14 protein-coding genes are annotated in these 17,048 nt (G+C 69.1%); 8 read left to right on the top strand and 6 right to left on the bottom strand.

The window, feature by feature from the left end; translation table 11 throughout:
- The first annotated feature begins 3 nt into the window (after positions 1-3).
- The 7 genes from RUR49_RS07670 to RUR49_RS07640 all read left to right on the top strand — a co-directional run bounded on the left by RUR49_RS07670 (position 4) and on the right by RUR49_RS07640 (position 8,085).
- On the top strand, positions 4-1,488 hold the full coding sequence (locus RUR49_RS07670) for an extracellular solute-binding protein (RefSeq protein ID WP_409145781.1): 1,485 nt from the start codon (positions 4-6) through the stop codon (positions 1,486-1,488).
- An 86-nt stretch (positions 1,489-1,574) separates the two neighbouring features.
- Positions 1,575-2,507: a carbohydrate ABC transporter permease gene (locus tag RUR49_RS07665; RefSeq protein ID WP_409145780.1), complete on the top strand. Its 933-nt coding sequence runs from the start codon at positions 1,575-1,577 to the stop codon at positions 2,505-2,507.
- Positions 2,508-2,512: 5 nt separating this feature from the next.
- Positions 2,513-3,400, top strand: a complete 888-nt coding sequence (locus tag RUR49_RS07660) for a carbohydrate ABC transporter permease (protein ID WP_409145779.1) — start codon at positions 2,513-2,515, stop codon at positions 3,398-3,400.
- A complete protein-coding gene (locus RUR49_RS07655) occupies positions 3,397-4,494 on the top strand; it encodes an ABC transporter ATP-binding protein (RefSeq protein ID WP_409145778.1) in 1,098 nt (365 codons plus the stop codon). The genes RUR49_RS07660 and RUR49_RS07655 overlap by 4 nt, the downstream gene beginning before the upstream one ends.
- On the top strand, positions 4,491-5,591 hold the full coding sequence (locus tag RUR49_RS07650) for an ABC transporter ATP-binding protein (RefSeq protein WP_409145777.1): 1,101 nt from the start codon (positions 4,491-4,493) through the stop codon (positions 5,589-5,591). The genes RUR49_RS07655 and RUR49_RS07650 overlap by 4 nt, the downstream gene beginning before the upstream one ends.
- A 24-nt stretch (positions 5,592-5,615) precedes the next feature.
- Positions 5,616-6,776 carry a hypothetical protein gene (locus RUR49_RS07645; protein ID WP_409145776.1) on the top strand — a complete coding sequence of 387 codons (1,161 nt, stop codon included), beginning with the start codon at positions 5,616-5,618 and terminating at the stop codon, positions 6,774-6,776.
- Between the two features lie 22 nt (positions 6,777-6,798).
- The gene (locus RUR49_RS07640) at positions 6,799-8,085 is read left to right on the top strand and encodes an NADP-dependent malic enzyme (RefSeq protein ID WP_409145775.1); all 1,287 of its coding nucleotides are present in this window, start codon (positions 6,799-6,801) and stop codon (positions 8,083-8,085) included.
- A 573-nt stretch (positions 8,086-8,658) separates the two neighbouring features.
- Here the strand turns inward: RUR49_RS07640 and ppk2 are convergent.
- The 6 genes from ppk2 to RUR49_RS07610 form a co-directional block, all read right to left on the bottom strand.
- A complete protein-coding gene (gene ppk2 / locus RUR49_RS07635) occupies positions 8,659-9,579 on the bottom strand; it encodes a polyphosphate kinase 2 (RefSeq protein ID WP_409145774.1) in 921 nt (306 codons plus the stop codon).
- 143 nt (positions 9,580-9,722) lie between these two features.
- Positions 9,723-10,538 (bottom strand): phosphonoacetaldehyde hydrolase, encoded by an 816-nt coding sequence (gene phnX / locus RUR49_RS07630; RefSeq protein ID WP_409145773.1) that lies wholly within the window; start codon positions 10,536-10,538, stop codon positions 9,723-9,725.
- Complete coding sequence (locus tag RUR49_RS07625; RefSeq protein WP_409145772.1) at positions 10,535-11,695, bottom strand: TIGR03364 family FAD-dependent oxidoreductase; 1,161 nt, start codon at positions 11,693-11,695, stop codon at positions 10,535-10,537. Before RUR49_RS07625 ends, phnX begins: the two co-directional genes overlap by 4 nt.
- Positions 11,692-13,422, bottom strand: a complete 1,731-nt coding sequence (locus tag RUR49_RS07620; protein WP_409145771.1) for a putative 2-aminoethylphosphonate ABC transporter permease subunit — start codon at positions 13,420-13,422, stop codon at positions 11,692-11,694. The genes RUR49_RS07625 and RUR49_RS07620 overlap by 4 nt, the downstream gene beginning before the upstream one ends.
- Before the next feature lie 10 nt (positions 13,423-13,432).
- The gene (locus RUR49_RS07615; RefSeq protein WP_409145770.1) at positions 13,433-14,590 is read right to left on the bottom strand and encodes a putative 2-aminoethylphosphonate ABC transporter ATP-binding protein; all 1,158 of its coding nucleotides are present in this window, start codon (positions 14,588-14,590) and stop codon (positions 13,433-13,435) included.
- 107 nt (positions 14,591-14,697) lie between these two features.
- Positions 14,698-15,720 (bottom strand): putative 2-aminoethylphosphonate ABC transporter substrate-binding protein, encoded by a 1,023-nt coding sequence (locus tag RUR49_RS07610; protein WP_409145769.1) that lies wholly within the window; start codon positions 15,718-15,720, stop codon positions 14,698-14,700.
- Between the two features lie 549 nt (positions 15,721-16,269).
- Between RUR49_RS07610 and RUR49_RS07605 the strand changes: the two genes are divergently transcribed.
- Positions 16,270-16,932, top strand: a complete 663-nt coding sequence (locus RUR49_RS07605) for a trimeric intracellular cation channel family protein (protein WP_409145768.1) — start codon at positions 16,270-16,272, stop codon at positions 16,930-16,932.
- Positions 16,933-17,048: the final 116 nt, after the last annotated feature.

Genomic DNA, 17,048 nt, shown 5'->3' with positions numbered 1-17,048 from the left:
ACCATGACCGACAGAACCCGCCGCCCGGGCGTCGATCGCCGCACGCTTCTCGGCACCGCAGCCGGCGGCCTCGCTGCCTACGCTCTCTCGCCTGCCCTGCTGCGCTCGCGCGCTTTCGCGCAAGGGAGCGACCTCGCCGGTGTCGCCGACTACGCCGCAGCGGAAGCCAAGAAGCTCGCCGAGGGCCGCCAGGTGACCCTGCGCATCCTGCAGCCGTCCGGCTCGCTCGGCAACGTCAAGCCGGTCGCCGACGTCTTCACCGAGAAGTCCGGCGTCAAGGTCGAGTACGTCGAAGTGCCGATGGGCGAGATCAACCAGAAGGTCCTGCTCGAGGCCGTCTCCAAGTCCGGCGGCTTCGACATCGCCCTGCCGGCCACCTTCGGCGTGCCGGACCTCGCGGAATCCGGCATCCTCGTCAACCTCGACGACTACGCCACCAAGCACGCGCCGGCCGACTACAACAAGGACATGCTCTACACCATCGGCGACTACTACAAGGGCAGCCTGTACGGCTACCAGACCGACGGCGACACCTACCTGATGTTCTACAACAAGCCCTGGCTCGACAATCCCGACGAGCAGAAGGGCTTTGCGGACAAGAACGGCTACGAGCTGAAGGTGCCGGACACCTGGGAGGAGCTCGACGCGCAGCTCGCCTGGTTCCACCGTCCCGACAAGGGCATGTACGGCGGTGCACTGTTCCGCACGCAGTACTTCATCGCCTGGGAGTGGTGGGGCCGCTTCCACGCCAAGGGCTTCTTCCCGCTCGCCGACGATCTGACGCCGCAGATCAACAACCCGGCCGGCGTGGCAGCGCTGGAAGAGCTCGTCGCCGCCTCGCAGTACCTCTATCCCGGCGCCCGCACCAACGGCCTGTTCGAGAATTTCGAGGCTTACGGCGAGGGCGACAAGTACGCCAACATCGGCTGGGGCGGCACCCAGAAGTTCCTCAACTCCGACAAGTCGAAGATCAAGGGCAAGCTCGCCTTCGGCTCGATGCCGGGCGGCAAGGTCAACGGCAACCTGCTGCGCACCCCCTACTTCAACTGGGGCTGGAACTACGTCGTCTCCAGTGTCTCGCCGGAGCCGGAGATCGCCTACCTGTTCACGCTGTTTGCCTGCAGTCCGGAGATGTCGACGATCGCCGTGCGCGACCCGGCCGGCTACTTCGACCCGTTCCGCGGCGTGCACTACGAGGACCCGGAGATCATCAAGGTCTACACGCCTGAGTTCCTGGCGGCGCACAAGCAGTCGATGATCAACTCGATCCCGGACCTCTATCTGAAGGGCCAGGGCGAGTACTTCGATGAGCTGCGCGTCAACATCGCCGCCGCCGACGCCGGCACCAAGACGGCACAGCAGGCGCTGGACGACACGGCGCGGGCCTGGGAGCGCATCACACGCCGCATGGGCCAGCGCAGCCAGCAGGTGCAGTGGCTGTTCCTGAAGTCGATCTACCCGCCGGATATTCGCGGCCAGCTCACCTGAGCAGACCGCCGACATCGTGACGAGGCGGCGGCGCGGACCTGCGCCGCCGCGAGGCGCAGGCGGACCCTGTTCGAGGACCAGAAGCGATGGCATCGACCCTCGACGAGGGACGGACTTCGGCAGGCAGCGCACCGGCGACCCGGCGGCGCGGCTGGCTGCCGTTCAACATCGCGCTGGTGCTGCCGGCGCAGCTCACCCTCATGGCCGTCGTCATCGTGCCGACGCTGATCGTCGTCTGGCTTTCGCTCACCGACTGGCAGCCGACCCAGAACATCCCCTGGTACGACGCCGAGATCATCTGGTTCTGGAATTTCTACGACCTCTGGTACGATGAGCGCTTCGTCAACTCGGTCTGGCGCACGCTGTTCGTCGTCGCCGTCTGCACCGGCGTCGAGCTCCTGCTGGCGCTCGGGCTGGCGCTGCTCTTCCTCGAGGACTGGCCGTGGAAGAAGGTCGCGGTCAGCGTCATCATCCTGCCGATGATGATCATCCCGGTCGATGCGGCGAACGCCTTCTTCATGCTGTTCAACGAGCACGGCCCGCTCAACCACCTGATCACGCTCATGATCGGCCAGCCGTTCGAGTTCTCGTGGCTGTCGCACCCGGTGTGGGCGATGGTGCCGATCATGCTCGCCGAGATCTGGCAGTGGACGCCTTTGATGTTCCTGCTGATCCTCACCGGCCTCGTGGCCCTGCCGGAAAACCAGATCCGCGCCGCGATCAACCTCGGGGCCTCGCCGGCCCGCATCTTCGCCCGCATCATGCTGCCGCTGCTGATGCCGGTGATCGCCATCGCAGTACTGATCCGCGCCATCGAGACCTTCAAGATCTTCGACGCCGTCTACATCCTGACGCGTGGCCAGCCGGGCGGCGCCACCGAGACGATCTCGATGTACATGTACAATGGCGCCTTCGTTTACTTCCGCTTCGGCTATATCGCCGCCGCGGCCCTGATCGTGCTCGTGCTCGTCGTCTCGATCTGCCTCGCCTTGTCGAAGCCGTTGAAGCGGCACGGGTGACCGGAATGCAGACGTCCTCCCGCACCGCCACCATCCTGAAGCGCACGGCCGTCGTCGTGGCGATGGTGTTCGCCTTCTTCCCGATCTACTGGCTGATCGCCACCTCCTTCAAGCCGTTCGACGAGTGGGCGTCGTGGCCGCCGGTGTGGCTCACCGAGAACCCGACGCTGCAGAACTACCGCATCGTCTTCTTCCCCGAAGCGGCCCGCGAGTTCGCCGCCGCGCAGCAAGGCTCGCTCGACTACAAGGTCTCCGGCAGCGCCTGGAAGGCCTTCCAGGACTCGGCAATCATCTCGACCTTCGCCACCGTGCTGTCGGTGGTGTTCGGCACGCTGTCGGCCTACTCGATCGTCCGCTTCCGCACCGGTGGCGAGAACTACCCGTTCCAGTTCCTCACGGTGCGCATGATGCCGCCGATCGCGGTGGTGGTGCCGATGGTGGCGTTGTTCGCCATCCTCCGCCTCTCCGACACCTATTTCGGCCTGATCCTCGCCTACACGGCGTTCACCCTGCCGTTCTCGATCTGGATGATCCGCTCCTTCATCGAGGAGGTACCGGCCGAGCTCGAGGGCGCAGCGATGGTGCACGGCATGAGCCAGTTCCGCGCCTTCCTCACCGTCACGCTGCCGCTGGTGAAGGGCGGCATCCTGGCGACGGCGCTGTTCATCTTCATCCTCAACTGGTCGGAGTTCCTGTTCGCGCTGGTGCTCACCTCCGGCAAGATCACCACGGTGACGCTGCAGGTGGCGAACTACGTCTCCGCCTCCTCCGGCAAGCTCTACGGCGTGCAGGCGGCGATGGGCACGATCTCGACCCTGCCGGTGATCGTCTTCGGCTACCTGATCCAGAAGCACCTGGTGCGCGGCCTCTCGTTCGGCGCGGTGAAGCGGTGACGGCGCCGCGCCTCGAACTCCGCGACGTGCGCAAGAGCTTCGACGGCGTCGAGGCGGTGCGCGGCTCGACGCTCCGGCTGGAGGCGGGCGAATTCCTGTCGCTGCTGGGGCCGTCCGGCTGCGGCAAGTCGACGACGCTCGCGATGATCGCAGGCTTCCTGACCCCCGACAGCGGCGACATCCTCGTCGACGGCAAGCGCATCAACGACCTCGCCCCGCAGCACCGCGGCATCGGCCTCGTCTTCCAGGACTATGCGGTGTTCACGCGCCTCAGCGTCGAGGCGAACCTCGCCTTCGGCCTCGAGGCGCGCGGCGTGCCGCGCCGCGAGCGCCGCGCCCGCATCGACGAGATGGCCGAGACGCTGCAGCTCGGGCCCCTGATGAAGCGGCGCGGCGGCAGCCTCAACATGAGCGAGATGCAGCGCGTCGCGCTCGCCCGCGTGCTGGTGACGCGGCCGAGCCTGCTCCTGCTCGACGAGCCGATGTCGAACCTCGACGCGGCGCTGCGCGCCTCGCTGCGCAGCGAGCTCAAGCAGATCCAGCGGGATCTCGGCCAGACCGTCCTCTACGTCACCCACGATCAGGTGGAAGCGATGTCGATGTCCGACCGCATCGCCGTGATGAGCGAGGGACGGCTCCTGCAGGTCGGCGCGCCGGACGAGATCTACCACCGCCCGGCGACGCGCTTCGTCGCCGAGTTCATCGGCGACCCGCCGATCAACATGCTCCCCTGCGAGGTGATGGCAACCGATCGCGGTCCGCGCCTGCGCACCGCGCTGCACGACCTCGCCGCGAGCGGCATCGCCGCCGGCCCGGGTCGCCACCTGCTCGCCATCCGCCCGCACGACGTCGAAGCCTTCCGCCAGGCGGGCCGCGATACGGCGCCGGCGTCCGTCGTGCTGGTTGAGAACCTCGGCGCCGAGCACGTCGTGCACGCCGGCTACGGCGACAGCCTGCTGTCCGTCGTCACGCCGCCCGGCTTCGCCAGCATCGGCGACACCGTCCACCTCCGGCTCGATCTCGCCCGCGCCCACATCGTCGACGCAGCGTCCGGCGCGATCCTCGCCCGCGGCCTGGAGGCGCGCGCCGCATGACCGCTCCCGCGCCCGGTTCTGCCTCCGTCGCCGACTTGCGCGTTGCCTTCCCCGGCGTCGTCGCCCTCGACGGGGTTTCGCTCGACATCGCCAGGGGCGAGTTCGTCACCGTCGTCGGGCCGAGCAATGCCGGCAAGTCGACGCTGCTCAAGACCATCGCCGGCCTCCATCGTCCGGCGGCGGGCCGCGTCGCGATCGACGGCCGCGACGTCACCGCGCTCGAGCCGCGCGACCGCGGCGTCAGCCTCCTCTTCCAGAACATCGCGCTGTTCCCGACGCTCACCGGCTTCGAAAACATCGCCTTCCCGCTGCGCACAGCCGGCGTCGGAGAGCCCGAGATCGCCCGACGCGTTGCCGACGTCGCGGCACTCCTGAAGGTCACCCACGTGCTGCAGCGCCATCCGCGCACGTTTTCCGGCGGCGAGCAGCAGCGGGTGGCGATCGGGCGGGCGATCGCGCTGCCGAGCCGCCTGCTGATGCTCGACGAGCCGCTGACCAACCTCGACGCGCGCATCCGCATCGCGCTGCGCGTCGAGTTCAAGGCACTGCATCGCGATACCGGCCAGACCGTCCTCTACGTCACCCACGATCAGGTCGAGGCGATGTCGCTGTCCGACCGCATCGCCGTGCTGCACGAGGGCCGCTTCCAGCAGATCGGCACGCCCGACGAGATCTACCATCGGCCCGCCAACCGCTTCGTCGCCCGCTTCATGGGCCAGCCGCCGATGAACATCCTGGCCGCCGACGGCGTCGAGGCCGGGGAGGCGCCGGTGCTCGTCGGTCCGGGCTGGCGCCTGCCGATCACCGGCGCGGCGCCCTCTCCTCGCACGCTGCCATCGCGCCTCGAGCTCGGCGTGCGACCGGAAGCCGTGCGCGCCGCGCCGGCCGAGACGCCCGACACCCCGTTCCGCGGCGACGTCGTCTGGGTCGAGCGGCTCGGCTCGAAGCACGTCCTCGACGTCCGCCTCGGCGGCACGGCGCTGAAGGCGGTGGTGCGGCCGGATCATCCGATCCAGGGGCCGGGCCCGGCGTGGTTCGGCTTCGAGGCGCGCGGCGACCGCCTCATCGACGGCGCCAGCGGCCAGTTCGTCCGGTAACGACAACAACAGGGAGTGCTCGCCATGTGCGTCGTCTGCGGAACCGGTGGGCCGGGCGGGCCACTGCCCGGCAAGTTCAGATACTCGCACTTCTCGCAGGACCTCGACCTCGCGCCGCAGCGCCGTCTCGCCGAGGTGGTGGCGATGTCGCCGGACGACATGGCGCGCGCCTCGCGGCTCGTGTCGGGCACCTACAACGAGCTCCTGCAGACGGCCGCGAGCCTCGAGGATCCCGGCTACCGGCGGCTGATGACCGAATGCATCGTCCGCCCGCAGGTGACGTTCCTGGAGATGTATCCGGGCGACGACGACCGCCGGCGGATGTTCGACGAGATGGTGCGGCTCGGCTTCTTCAACCCGGCCGACGATCCCGACCACGTCTGGCCGCGCGGCCACATGGACCCTCAGAGCTACCTGACGGCTCCGTCGAGCCACAACGACTTCTACAACGCCCACCCGGGCGGCCTCGCCGTCACCGTCGCCTACAACATCCGCATGGCCGACGCCTACACGCAGAACTACCGGCAGATGTACGGCATCCCGATCAACCGCGACCTGCCGGTCGCCTCGCTGCTCGTGCACGAATATCCGAAGGTCTGGCTCTATCAGTGGCAGGACGACGGCTCCTGGCTGGAGGAGCCGCGCACCGTTTACGATGATACCTGGCACGCCCACTGCATCTACGTGACCGCCGAGCTGATGCACCGCCGCTTCGACGCCCGCATCGTCATGGCGATGGCGGCGGCCCACCAGCTCTCCGCCCTCGACGCCTCGATGGATGGCCGCCGGGTGGTGACGAACTGGGTGGGCCTCGACCGCGTCGCTCACTTCATCGAAGCGGCCGCGGTGCTCGCGCAGGTCGATCCGGTCGACTACGGCCTGCTGGAACGCAAGGGCGGCAAGCTCGTGCTGGCGCCGCAGCCGGCCGAGCAGTGGGTGACCCACCTCGCCGACATGAACTGGCCCTACGCGATGGGCGCTGCCCACCTCCACACCTGGCCGCTCCTGAAGCAGGTGGCCGAGAGCGATCTCGGCATCCGCGGCGGCGACCTCGACGGCCGGCCCTTCAACCAGCTGAAGAACTATGTCTGGTCGCAGCTCGGCCAGATCACACTTTACGAGATCCTCGTGCGCGAGGGCTTCGACGCCGCCCGCGCCACCATCAACCGGCTGGTCGCCGCCTGAGGGCGGCGAGAGGAAGCATTTCATGTCGGGTTTCAAAGTCACGCCGGAGGCGGCCCTTGCCTTCGGCCGCGACGTCTATGTCGGCCATGGCAAGATCGAGGTGATGCCGAAGGTGCTCGTTCACGGCCTCGACGACGTCGCCGTCGCCTACACGCCCGGCGTCGGTCACGTCGTCCGGCGGCTGATGGAGCATCCCGAGGAGCTGTCGCAGCAGTCCGCCAAGGACAACCTGGTCGCCCTCGTCACCGACGGCACCGCCGTGCTCGGCTTCGGCAATACCGGACCGCACGCCGCAATTCCGGTCATGGAAGGCAAGGCGGTGATGTTCAAGATGCTCGCCGGCATCGACTGCATGCCGCTCTGCGTCTCCACGCGCGGCCCTGAGCACCTCGTTGACGTCATCCTGGCACTCGAACCGAGCTTCGGCGCCTTCCACCTGGAAGACGTCGCCTCGCCCGGCTGCTTCGAGGTGATGGCAGCACTCGAAGAGCGGTTGTCGGTTCCGATCCTGCACGACGACCAGTTCGGCACCGCGACCGTCATCGCCGCCGGCTTCCTCAATGCGCTCCGCGTCACCGGCCGCCGGCCCGAAGACGCGCGCGTCGTCGTCAACGGCGTCGGCGCCGCCGGCCGCGCCGCGATCACGATGCTGCAGGCGATCGGCATCGGCGACATCGTCGCCGTCGACGTCGGTGGCATCCTTCACCGCGACGACGACCTGCCGCACGCGCACTGGCGCGACGTCGCGCGGCAGACCAACCGCGACGGGCTGCGTGGCGGCCTCACGGAGGCGATGTCCGGCGCCGACGGCTTCGTCGGCGTATCGAAGAGCGGCCTCGTCTCGCATGCGATGGTCGCGAGCATGGCGCCGGGCGCGATCGTCTTCGCCCTTGCCAACCCCGAGCCCGAGATCATGCCGGCCGAAGCCCTCGCCGCCGGTGCCGCCGTCGTTGCGAGCGGCCGCTTCGACTACCCGAACCACTGCAACAACCTGCTCGCCTTCCCGGCGCTGATGCGCGGTGCCCTCGACACCAAGGCGCGCCGCATCACGCCGACGATGTGTGCCGCCGCCGCCCGCGCCATCGCCGGCCTGGTGCCCGACGGCGACCTCAGCCCGACCAGCATCCTTCCCTCCCCGCTCGACGACGCGCTCTACCCGGTGGTCGCCGAGGCAGTGGCACAGGCAGCCGTCGCGGAAGGTCTCGCACGCTTCATCCCGCCAGCCGGCGCCGTCGCCGCCCATACGGCCCATCGTCGGCGGCTGGTGGCACTCCGGCAGGTGGAGCTTGCGACTTTGTCGACACCCTGACGTTACCGAGAGCGCATCACGGCAACAGGCAGCCATACTCGCCGCCACGCGCTACTCGTCCCTGGACCGTCGACGGCGTCATCGCCCATCAACTTTCGGCGGTGCGAGAGGCGCCCCGATCAACAGGTCGACCGTCTTCGGCTCCGAAACGAGCGCACGCGCTTCTTCGCGCCGGAGCTTAGCCGCCCGAGTGTAGAACCCGCGCCGCCAGTCGGCGTGCCGAGGATAAGGGGGTTCCTGTCGAAGCCCTCTGCCTTGGTCGAGAAGACCGGGCCGCACTGACAGAATTTTCTCCACGCCCGTAACGTTGGAGCAAGGGTTGCAATTGGTCGATATTATCTTATTGTTTCTTGTGGTGAGCTCCTCTGCTTGCGCCTGATAGAGCAATTCAACGCCCTCACCAGGCACCATCAACAAAGACAATCATCCTAACAGTCAATAACTTGCGCACCCTGCAGAGCGCGGTGGCCGCCCACTCCCCGTTGCCAGCCGTGGGCAGGGACGCCCGACGTTGCTGGCGCGCCAGCGTCTCGGAGAGCGATCTTCCCCGGTGCGCGACCGACGTCGACGCCCTCAGTAGCGGGCCGGCACGTAGAGCTCCGGTGGCAGCGTCCGGCGCTCGTAGTCGGGGTTGAACACCCGCTCAGGCAGGGTGATCTCCTCGTGCGGCACCTCCTGGTACTGCACCTGCGACAGGAGGTGCGAGATGAGGTTCAGCCGCGCCCGCTTCTTGTCGTTGCCCTCGACGATGTGCCAGGGCGCCTCGGGGATGTTGGTGCGCTCGAACATCTCCTCCTTCGCCTTGGTGTACTGCTCCCAGCGGACGCGCGACTGCAGGTCCATCGGCGACAGCTTCCACTGCTTGATCGGGTCGTGGATGCGCATCAGGAAGCGCAGCTGCTGCTCCTCGTCGGTGATCGAGAACCAGTACTTGACCAGGATGACGCCGGAGCGGACCAGCATCCGCTCGAACTCCGGCACGTCGCGGAAGAAGTCCTCCACCTGGGCCTCGCTGGCGAAGCCCATGACGCGCTCGACGCCGGCGCGGTTGTACCAGCTGCGGTCGAACAGCACGATCTCGCCGGCGGCCGGCAGGTGCGGCACGTAGCGCTGGAAGTACCACTGCGTCCGCTCGCGGTCGGACGGCGCCGGCAGCGCCACCACCCGGCAGGTGCGCGGGTTGACGCGCTGGGTGATGCGCTTGATGGCGCCGCCCTTGCCGGCGCTGTCGCGCCCCTCGAACAGCACGACGAGCTTCAGCCCCTTGTGCTGCACCCAGTCCTGCAGCTTCACGAGCTCGCTCTGCAGGCGCATCAGCTCGCTGAAATAGGTGTTGCGGTCGAGGGTGCTCTTCTTGCGGTTGGCGAGCAGCGCGCGCAGCTCCGGCGGCACGCGGGCGTCGTCGATCGCCTGCTCGAGCTCCTCGTCGAGATCGTCCTCGAGCTCGATCTCGAGCCAGCTGCGGGATTGGCCGTCGTGAGTTGGTGCTGTCATTCCTCAGGACCTCCTGCGGGTACCGCGCGGGTGCCGCAAGTTCTTGCGTGTTGTCGAAATTGCATCAACTGGCGTGAAGCGGGCGGAAACCCGGTCCGCTCCCGTCAGCCGGGTGCGCGCCCCGATCGGTGCCTCACGCGCGCCTACGGCCGCTCGCCGCGCGCCATCCGGCCCTCGAGCTCGGACAGCACCGGCAGAAGGTCGGCAACGCCGTCGATGACGGCGTGGGCGCCGGCGGCAAGCAGGCGGTTGCGGGCAATCTCCCGGCGGGCGGCAAACTCCTCCGGCGCCAGCGCCCGCGTCTCGGCGAGCGACAGGCCGAAGACGTTGCCGGTCACCGCGACGCCGACCGCCCAGGCGCCGGCGTTCAGGCCCTCGGCGATGCCGACCTCGGTGTCGTCGACCTTGACGCAGGCTGAGGCCGGCCAGACGTCCATGTCGACGAGCGCCTTCCACAGCATCAGCGGGCTCGGGCGGCCGGCCGGGGTGTCACCGGTGCAGACGAGAGCGTCCGGCCGGTAGCCCTGGGCGGCGGCGACGGGCGTGATCTCGGCCATGATATCGTGGGTGTAGCCGGTGGTGGAGCCGAGCTTCACGCCGGCGCCCTGCAGCTCTGCTGCGACCTCGGCCGCGCCCGGCACGAGGTCGGCGTAGCGGGCGGCGACCGCCTTGTTCTTCGGCACGAACACGGCGTAGAGCGCGTCGATGTCCGCTTCCGACGGCGCGCGGCCGTGCACCTGCCGCCACTCCGCGGCGACGCGCGGCAGCGCCATCAGGGCGGCGATGTGGGGGCGCTTCGCCATCCCCATCGGCCCGCGTGCCTCGTCGATCGTGAGCGTCACGCCGAACTCGGCGAACGCCTCGACGAAGACGCCCATCGGCGCGAGCGAGCCGTGGTCGACCATCGTGCCGGCCCAGTCGAACACGACGGCCTTCAGGTGCCGGAAAGCGAGCGTCACGAGGCATTCTCCGTTATCGCCGGCGCCGGCGCGCCGAACAGTTCGTCCACGACTTCCTCGGCGATGGCGAACGACGTGCTCGCCCCGGTGCCGGAGGTGATGACGACGAGGCGCACGCGCGGATGCGGCGCGTCGACCAGCATGGTCCGGTCGGCGGCCGAGGCGTAGGTGCCGGTCCAGCGCTCGGTGACGACCGGCGCCGGGATCGCCAGCACCGCCGAGAGCTCGTCGAGGATGATGTCGTCCACCGCCTGCGGGGCGAAAGGGTCGGGCGTCGCGTCGTAGTGGTGGGAATCGCCGACCACCAGCGAGCCGTCGGCGCTCTGCACGGCGATCAGGTGGACGCCGTTCTCGAGCGCGTCCGGCTGCTCGGCCACGAGCCGCGCCTTCAGCGCGGCCGCCTCGGGCAGCGCCGCATAGCCGAGATAGCGGACGAGGCCGAGGTCCGACATCACCGCCGCCGGCAGGCGGAAGTCGGCCGTCGGCGCCGCAACGCGCAGCATGTGCAGTTTGCAGCGGGTGAGCGCGAAGGCGGCGAGCCGGTCCGGATAGAGCGAGACGAGGTCGTCGCCCGGGCAGACGACGACGCGCTCGGCCCTCACCTCGCCGGCGCTCGTCGCCACCACCGGCGGCTCGACGGCGACCACCGCCGTGCCGCGCTGGAAGACGACGCCGTGACCGTCGAGATAGGCTGCGAGCTTCGGGATCGCCGTGCGGGATTCGACGCGCAGCTCGTGCGGGCTCCACAGCACCCCGGCGATTGGTTCACCGGAGAGGACCGGCAGGCGCGCCGCCGCGGCGGCCGAATCCAGGAGTTCGCACCCCTCGCCCATCTCCGTCGTCAGGAACGCCTCGAGCACGGCGCGGGCTTCCGGCCGGCGTGCCACGACGGCGAGGCCGCGGTGCTCGATGGCGATGCCGGCGGGGCCGGCGATCTCCGCCCAGACGTCGCGCGAGCGCATCGCGCGGCGCCACGTCGTGCCGCGCTCCTGGCCGGTGACGGTGACGAAGCCGAAATTGCGCACCGAGGCGCCGTTGGCGCGCGCATCGCGGTCGATGACGACGACCGAGAGGCCGCGCCGTGCCGCCGCCAGCGCGTGGGCGAGGCCGCAGATGCCGGCCCCGACGACGGCGAGGTCGAACGCCTGCCCGCTCACCGGCGCCGCCAGGCCTGGGCGCGGAAGAGCAGGCCGCGCGTCAGCACCGTGTAGGCGATGCGCACCGCCGCTGAGGTGAGAAGGATCATCGTCGCCATCGCCGCGGCCGGCGCGATGTCGCCGGCGTCGTCCATGTTGAGCACCGCGATCGCCGCGAGCGTCGTGTCGGGAGAATACAGGAAGACGAGCGCCGACACCGTCGTCATCGCGTTGACGAACAGATAGATGGCGATGTCGAGGATCGCCGGCAGGCACACCGGCACGGTGACCACCGCGAACGTCCGCCACACCGGCACCTTGAGCGACGCCGAGACGGTCTCGAACTCCGGATCGATCTGCTTCAGCGCCGTCGTCGCCGTCAGGTGGGCGACCGAATAGAAGTGGGAGATCGTGCAGATCACCAGGATCGCCATGCCGCCATAGAGGAAGCCGAGCGGGTTCGCCGGATCGTTGAAGAAGAAGATGTAGCCGAGGCCGAGCACCAGGCCCGGCACGGCGAGCGGCAGCAGCGCCAGCAACTGGCCAATCGCCCGCCCGGCCCCGAAGCGCGGCGTCTTCTCGATCGCGTAGGCGCCGGTGAAGATGATGGCGGCGCCGAACACGGCGGTGAGCGTCGCCAGCATCAGCGAGTTGCCGTAGCTCGCCCAGCCGCCGCCATCCATGTTGTCGAAGTCGTAGTTCTTCAGCGACGGCGTCAGGTTGTAGGGCCAGAACGTCGCGAGCGACGCGAACACCGCCACCGCCAGGATGACGAGAACGGCGAGCGCGATCACCGCACAGATGGCGAAGAAGGTGAGGTCGACGGCGCGGTTCGGCTTCGGGATCAGCGGCACGGCACGCGCCGACAGGATGGCCGCCTGCCGCCGCTGCACGATGCGGTCGCCGACGAAGGCGAGCACCGCCGGCAACAGCAGCACGACGCCGACCACCGCGCCCATCTGGAAATTCTGCTGGCCGACGACCTGCTTGTAGATGTCGGTGGCGAGCACGTCGAACTGGCCGCCGATCACCTTCGGCACGCCGAAGTCGGTGATGACGAGGGTGAAGACGACGAAGATCGCGCTGATCAGCCCATAGCGAGCGCCCGGCAGCGTCACCGTGAAGAAAATCCGCCGCTGCGAGGCACGCAGCGCCTCGGCAGCCTCGTACAGGCGCGCGTCGGAGATCGCCAGCGCCGTCGTCAGGATGATGAGGGCGTGCGGAAAGGTCCAGAACACCTCGCCGATGACGATGCCGATCGGCCCGTAGATGGAAGCGCCCATCAGCCAGCTCTTGAGCAGGCCCTGGTTTCCGAACAGGTAGACGAGGCTGATCGCCGGCAGCAGCGACGGCGCCAGGATCGGGATCTGCGCCACCGCCTTGAAGACACCGCGGCCCGGCATGCAGGTGCGCGTCAGCCCGTAGGCGAAGACGAAGGCGAGCGTCACGCAGATGACGGTCGACAGCGCCGAGACCCACAGGCTGTTGAAGAGGTTGCCGGCGAGCGCCGGGTCGCCGAAGTAGGCGGCGAAGTTGGCGAGGCCGACGAAGGCGCCGTCGTGGTCCTCGACCGCCTTGCCGAGCAGGGCCGAGAGCGGCAGCACGACGAAGACGACGAGCGCGACGACGATCGCCAGCACGAGCAGGCGCAGGGTGATGTCGTCTCGCGACAGCCTCGGCCGGATCGGGCGCGACGTCGCGCCGGACGCGGCCGCGAGGGGGGCGGCAAGCGTGGTGTCGGTGCTCACGCGCGCGGCCTCAGTGACCGGCCGCCGGCGGATCTGGAAACACCCTGAGACGCTCCGGCGGCAGCATCACGGTGATCGTCGAGCCAGGGCTGATGCCGAGGTCGCGGACGTCGTTGATCGAGAGGTCGGCCGAGAGGTTGAGGCTGGTGCCGACGGCGTGCAGCGTCGTCGAGAAGTGGTTGCCGATGAACTCCATGACACCTACCTGCATGGCGAGCCGGTTCGGCCGGTCGGCTTCGACCGCGCGCACGACGATGTCCTCGGGCCGAAGGCAGACCGTCACCGCCGCACCGGCGCCGACGCCGACCCCTTCGGCGAGCGTCAGCGTGGCACCGCCGACCTCGGCGCGGTCGGTGGCGGCGAGGCGGCCCTTGAGGAAGTTCATCTTGCCGACGAAATCGGCGACGAAGGCGGTCGCCGGTCGGGCGTAGATCTCGTCGGGCGTGCCGACCTGCTCGATGCGGCCGCGGCTCATCACAACGATGCGGTCCGACATCGTCAGCGCCTCCTCCTGGTCGTGCGTCACCATGATGGTGGTGATGCCGAGGCGGCGCTGCAGGTCGCGGACCTCGCCCCTGAGCCGCGCCCGCACCCGCGCATCGAGCGCCGACAGCGGCTCGTCGAGCAGCAGCAGGCCCGGCGACAGCGCCAGGGCGCGGGCGAGCGCGACGCGCTGCTGCTGGCCGCCGGAGAGCTGCGCCGGGTACTTCTTCGCCTGCTCGGACAGGCCGACCAGCGTCAGGAGCTCCTCGACGCGCCCGGCGATCTCGGCGCGCGGGCGGCCGGTGGAGACGAGGCCGTAGCCGACATTGTCGGCGATCGTCAGGTTCGGAAACAGTGCGTAGGACTGGAAGACGATGCCGAAGTCGCGCCGGCTCACCGGCTCGGCGGAGATGTCGCGCCCGCCCTGACGGATGCTGCCGGTCGTCTGCACGTCGAGACCGGAGATCGCCCTGAGCAGCGTCGTCTTCCCGCAACCGGACGGGCCGAGGAAGGACACGAACTCGCCCGGATAGACGTCGAGGTCGACGTCCTCCAGCGCCGTGAACGGCCCGAAGCGCTTCGACAGGCCGCGGACTTCCAGGTACGGCGCGGGCGGGTGCGATGGGGCGAGGTGCGGCGCAGGCGAGTGGGGCGCGGGAAGGTGCGATGCGGATCTGTCGAGCAAGGCGGCGACCTCCGGCAGGCTCCGAAAGCATCGACCGGCCGGAGAACCCGGCCGGTCGTGAGGGTGCACGCAGCGCTTGCGGCGCTGCGATCAGCCTTGCGGCGCGATCACTTCGGCTCGGACTTGCCGTCGTAGCGCTTCGTCCACTCGGCGAGGATGCGCTCGCGGTTCTCGGCCGCCCAGGCGAAGTCGGTCTTGATCAGCATCGCCTCGACGTCGCCCGGCATGTACTCGAGCTTCTCGGCGATGCCCGGCAGCGCGACGATGGCGTAGCTCTGGGCGTAGAGCTTGTTCGCCTCCGGCGTCACGGCCCAGTCGGCGACCTTCTTGGCGGCTTCCGGATGCTTCGTCGTCGCCATGACGGCGGTCGCCTCCATGTCCCAGCCGAGACCCTCGGAGGGGAGCACGATGTCGATCGGCGCGCCGTCCTTCTTCGTCTTGTTGGCGCGATACTCGAACGAGAGGCCGACGACGTACTCGCCGGCGCCCGCCTGGCGGCAGGGCTTCGAGCCGGAGTGGGTGTAGCTCGCGACGTTCTTGTCGAGGGCGTCCATGAAGGCCCAGCCCTTCTCTTCGCCGAAGAGCTGCAGCCAGGCCGAGACCATCAGGTAGCCGGTGCCCGAGGAGGCCGGGTTCGGCATGGTGATCTGGCCCTGGTAGGCCGGGTCGGTGAGGTCGGCCCAGGAGGTCGGCACCTTCAGCTCGCGCTTCTCGGCTTCGACGGTGTTGAAGCAGACGGCTGAGGCCCAGACGTCCATGCCGACCCACGCCGGCGGGTTCGCCGGATCGCGCATCGTCGGCTTCACGGCCTCGAGACCGACCGGCGCGTAGGGCATCAGCATGCCCTCTTTCTCCAGCAGCATCAGCGAGGTGGCGGCGAGGCCCATGACGACGTCGGCGCGCGGGTTCGCCTTCTCGGCGAGCAGCTTGGCGGTGACGATGCCGGTCGAGTCGCGGACGAACCGCACGTCGACGTCCGGATGCGCCGCCTCGAGCGCGGCCTCGTAGGCCTTCAGCTGATCGGCCTCGATCGCCGTGTAGACAAGCACCTCGGTGGCCGAAATGGCCGGACCGACGGCCGATGCGGCAAGAATGACGGCGGCTGCGGATGTCAGAATGTGCGTGCGCATGTGGCTTCCTGCGATGCAAGACGTCGGACGGCAAACCCGTGATCTCTACGGGTTTGCTTCTGATGGCGAGGAACAACGTCGAGACAAGTCCGACTGATCAAGACTATTTCGACCGGCAGCCACAACGAATAAACCAATACGGCGCCACTCGTCGGATAGCATCGGTAGATGAAGCCTGGATGACGGTTCTGTCACGGTCGGACTCGGCCGCGGCAGCCCCACGGCGAGAGCAGGGGGATGGCCGAGACCGGCCGTCCGTGCGGCGGCGTCACGGATGGCTTGCCACACCGCCATCGGCCGGCGGCCGAGATGGCGGGGTGACCCGGCCCGCGACGGCGCGGCAGGAGAGCCGGCGCTTGTCCCGGCGGACATCCCGCGCATCCTGTCCAGCGCCCCGGGGGGTGGTCTCGACGGAAGTCCTGTGAAAGATGCGCGCTGACCGGGCCGAACCGGCGCCGACGCGGTCACGGGTGGCTGCCGGGTCCCGGCCGTGGTCGAACGTGTTTCGTCGCGGCCCCGGCTGGCCGCTGGACCGGAGGTCCCGCCGTGGTGACGGACAGCAGCGCCCTGCCGATCGTCCTGATTGCCCTGATGTATTTCGGGGACATGGTCTTCGCCTTCAGCGGTGCCGTCGTCGCCGGACGGCACCGCATGGACCTTCTTGGGATCGTGCTGATCGGGATCGTCACCGGGATCGGCGGCGGCACGCTGCGCGACGTGCTGCTCGGCAACCCGGTCTGGTGGGTCCACAATCCGCTCGAGCTCGTCCTCTGCGCGGCGACGGCCTTCGCCGCCTACTTCATCCGCGGCGTGCCCGGCGGCCGCGAGGACGCAGCCGCCTGGGCAGACGCCATCGGGCTTTCCGCCTTCGCCGTGGTCGGCGCACATATCGCACTGGCGGCCGGGGCATCGGCGGTGACGGCGGCGTTCCTCGGCATGGTGACGGCCACCGGCGGTGGCCTGATCCGCGATCTCCTGACCCAGACCCGGCCGATGATCCTGAGCAGCGACCTCTATGCCACCGCCGCCCTCGTCGGTGCGGCCGCCTACGTGCTTCTGGCGGGCCATCTCCTGGCCCCGCAGGTCGCCGCCTTCGCGGCCTTTGCCCTCGCCTTTGCGGTCAGGGCGGCGGCGATGAAGTTCCACATCCGCTTCGGCGTCATGGGGGAACCGATCATCACGACGCGCCGTCGGGCCGATCCGCCGTCCTGACCCGTCGGGTGACGGCCGCACCGCCGCCGGCGAGGCGCGAACCGAGTCCGGCGGGCGAGCGGGCAGCCGGCCCGCTGCCACAGACCTGCAACACTCAAGCGATTTCGCCGCGCCGC

It is taken from the genome of Pseudoxanthobacter sp. M-2, assembly GCF_046156265.1.
In the GTDB taxonomy this organism is placed as follows: domain Bacteria; phylum Pseudomonadota; class Alphaproteobacteria; order Rhizobiales; family Segnochrobactraceae; genus CAMDHY01.
The sequence above is the reverse complement of the archived record's forward strand: the minus strand, read 5'-3'. Positions and strand labels throughout refer to the sequence as shown.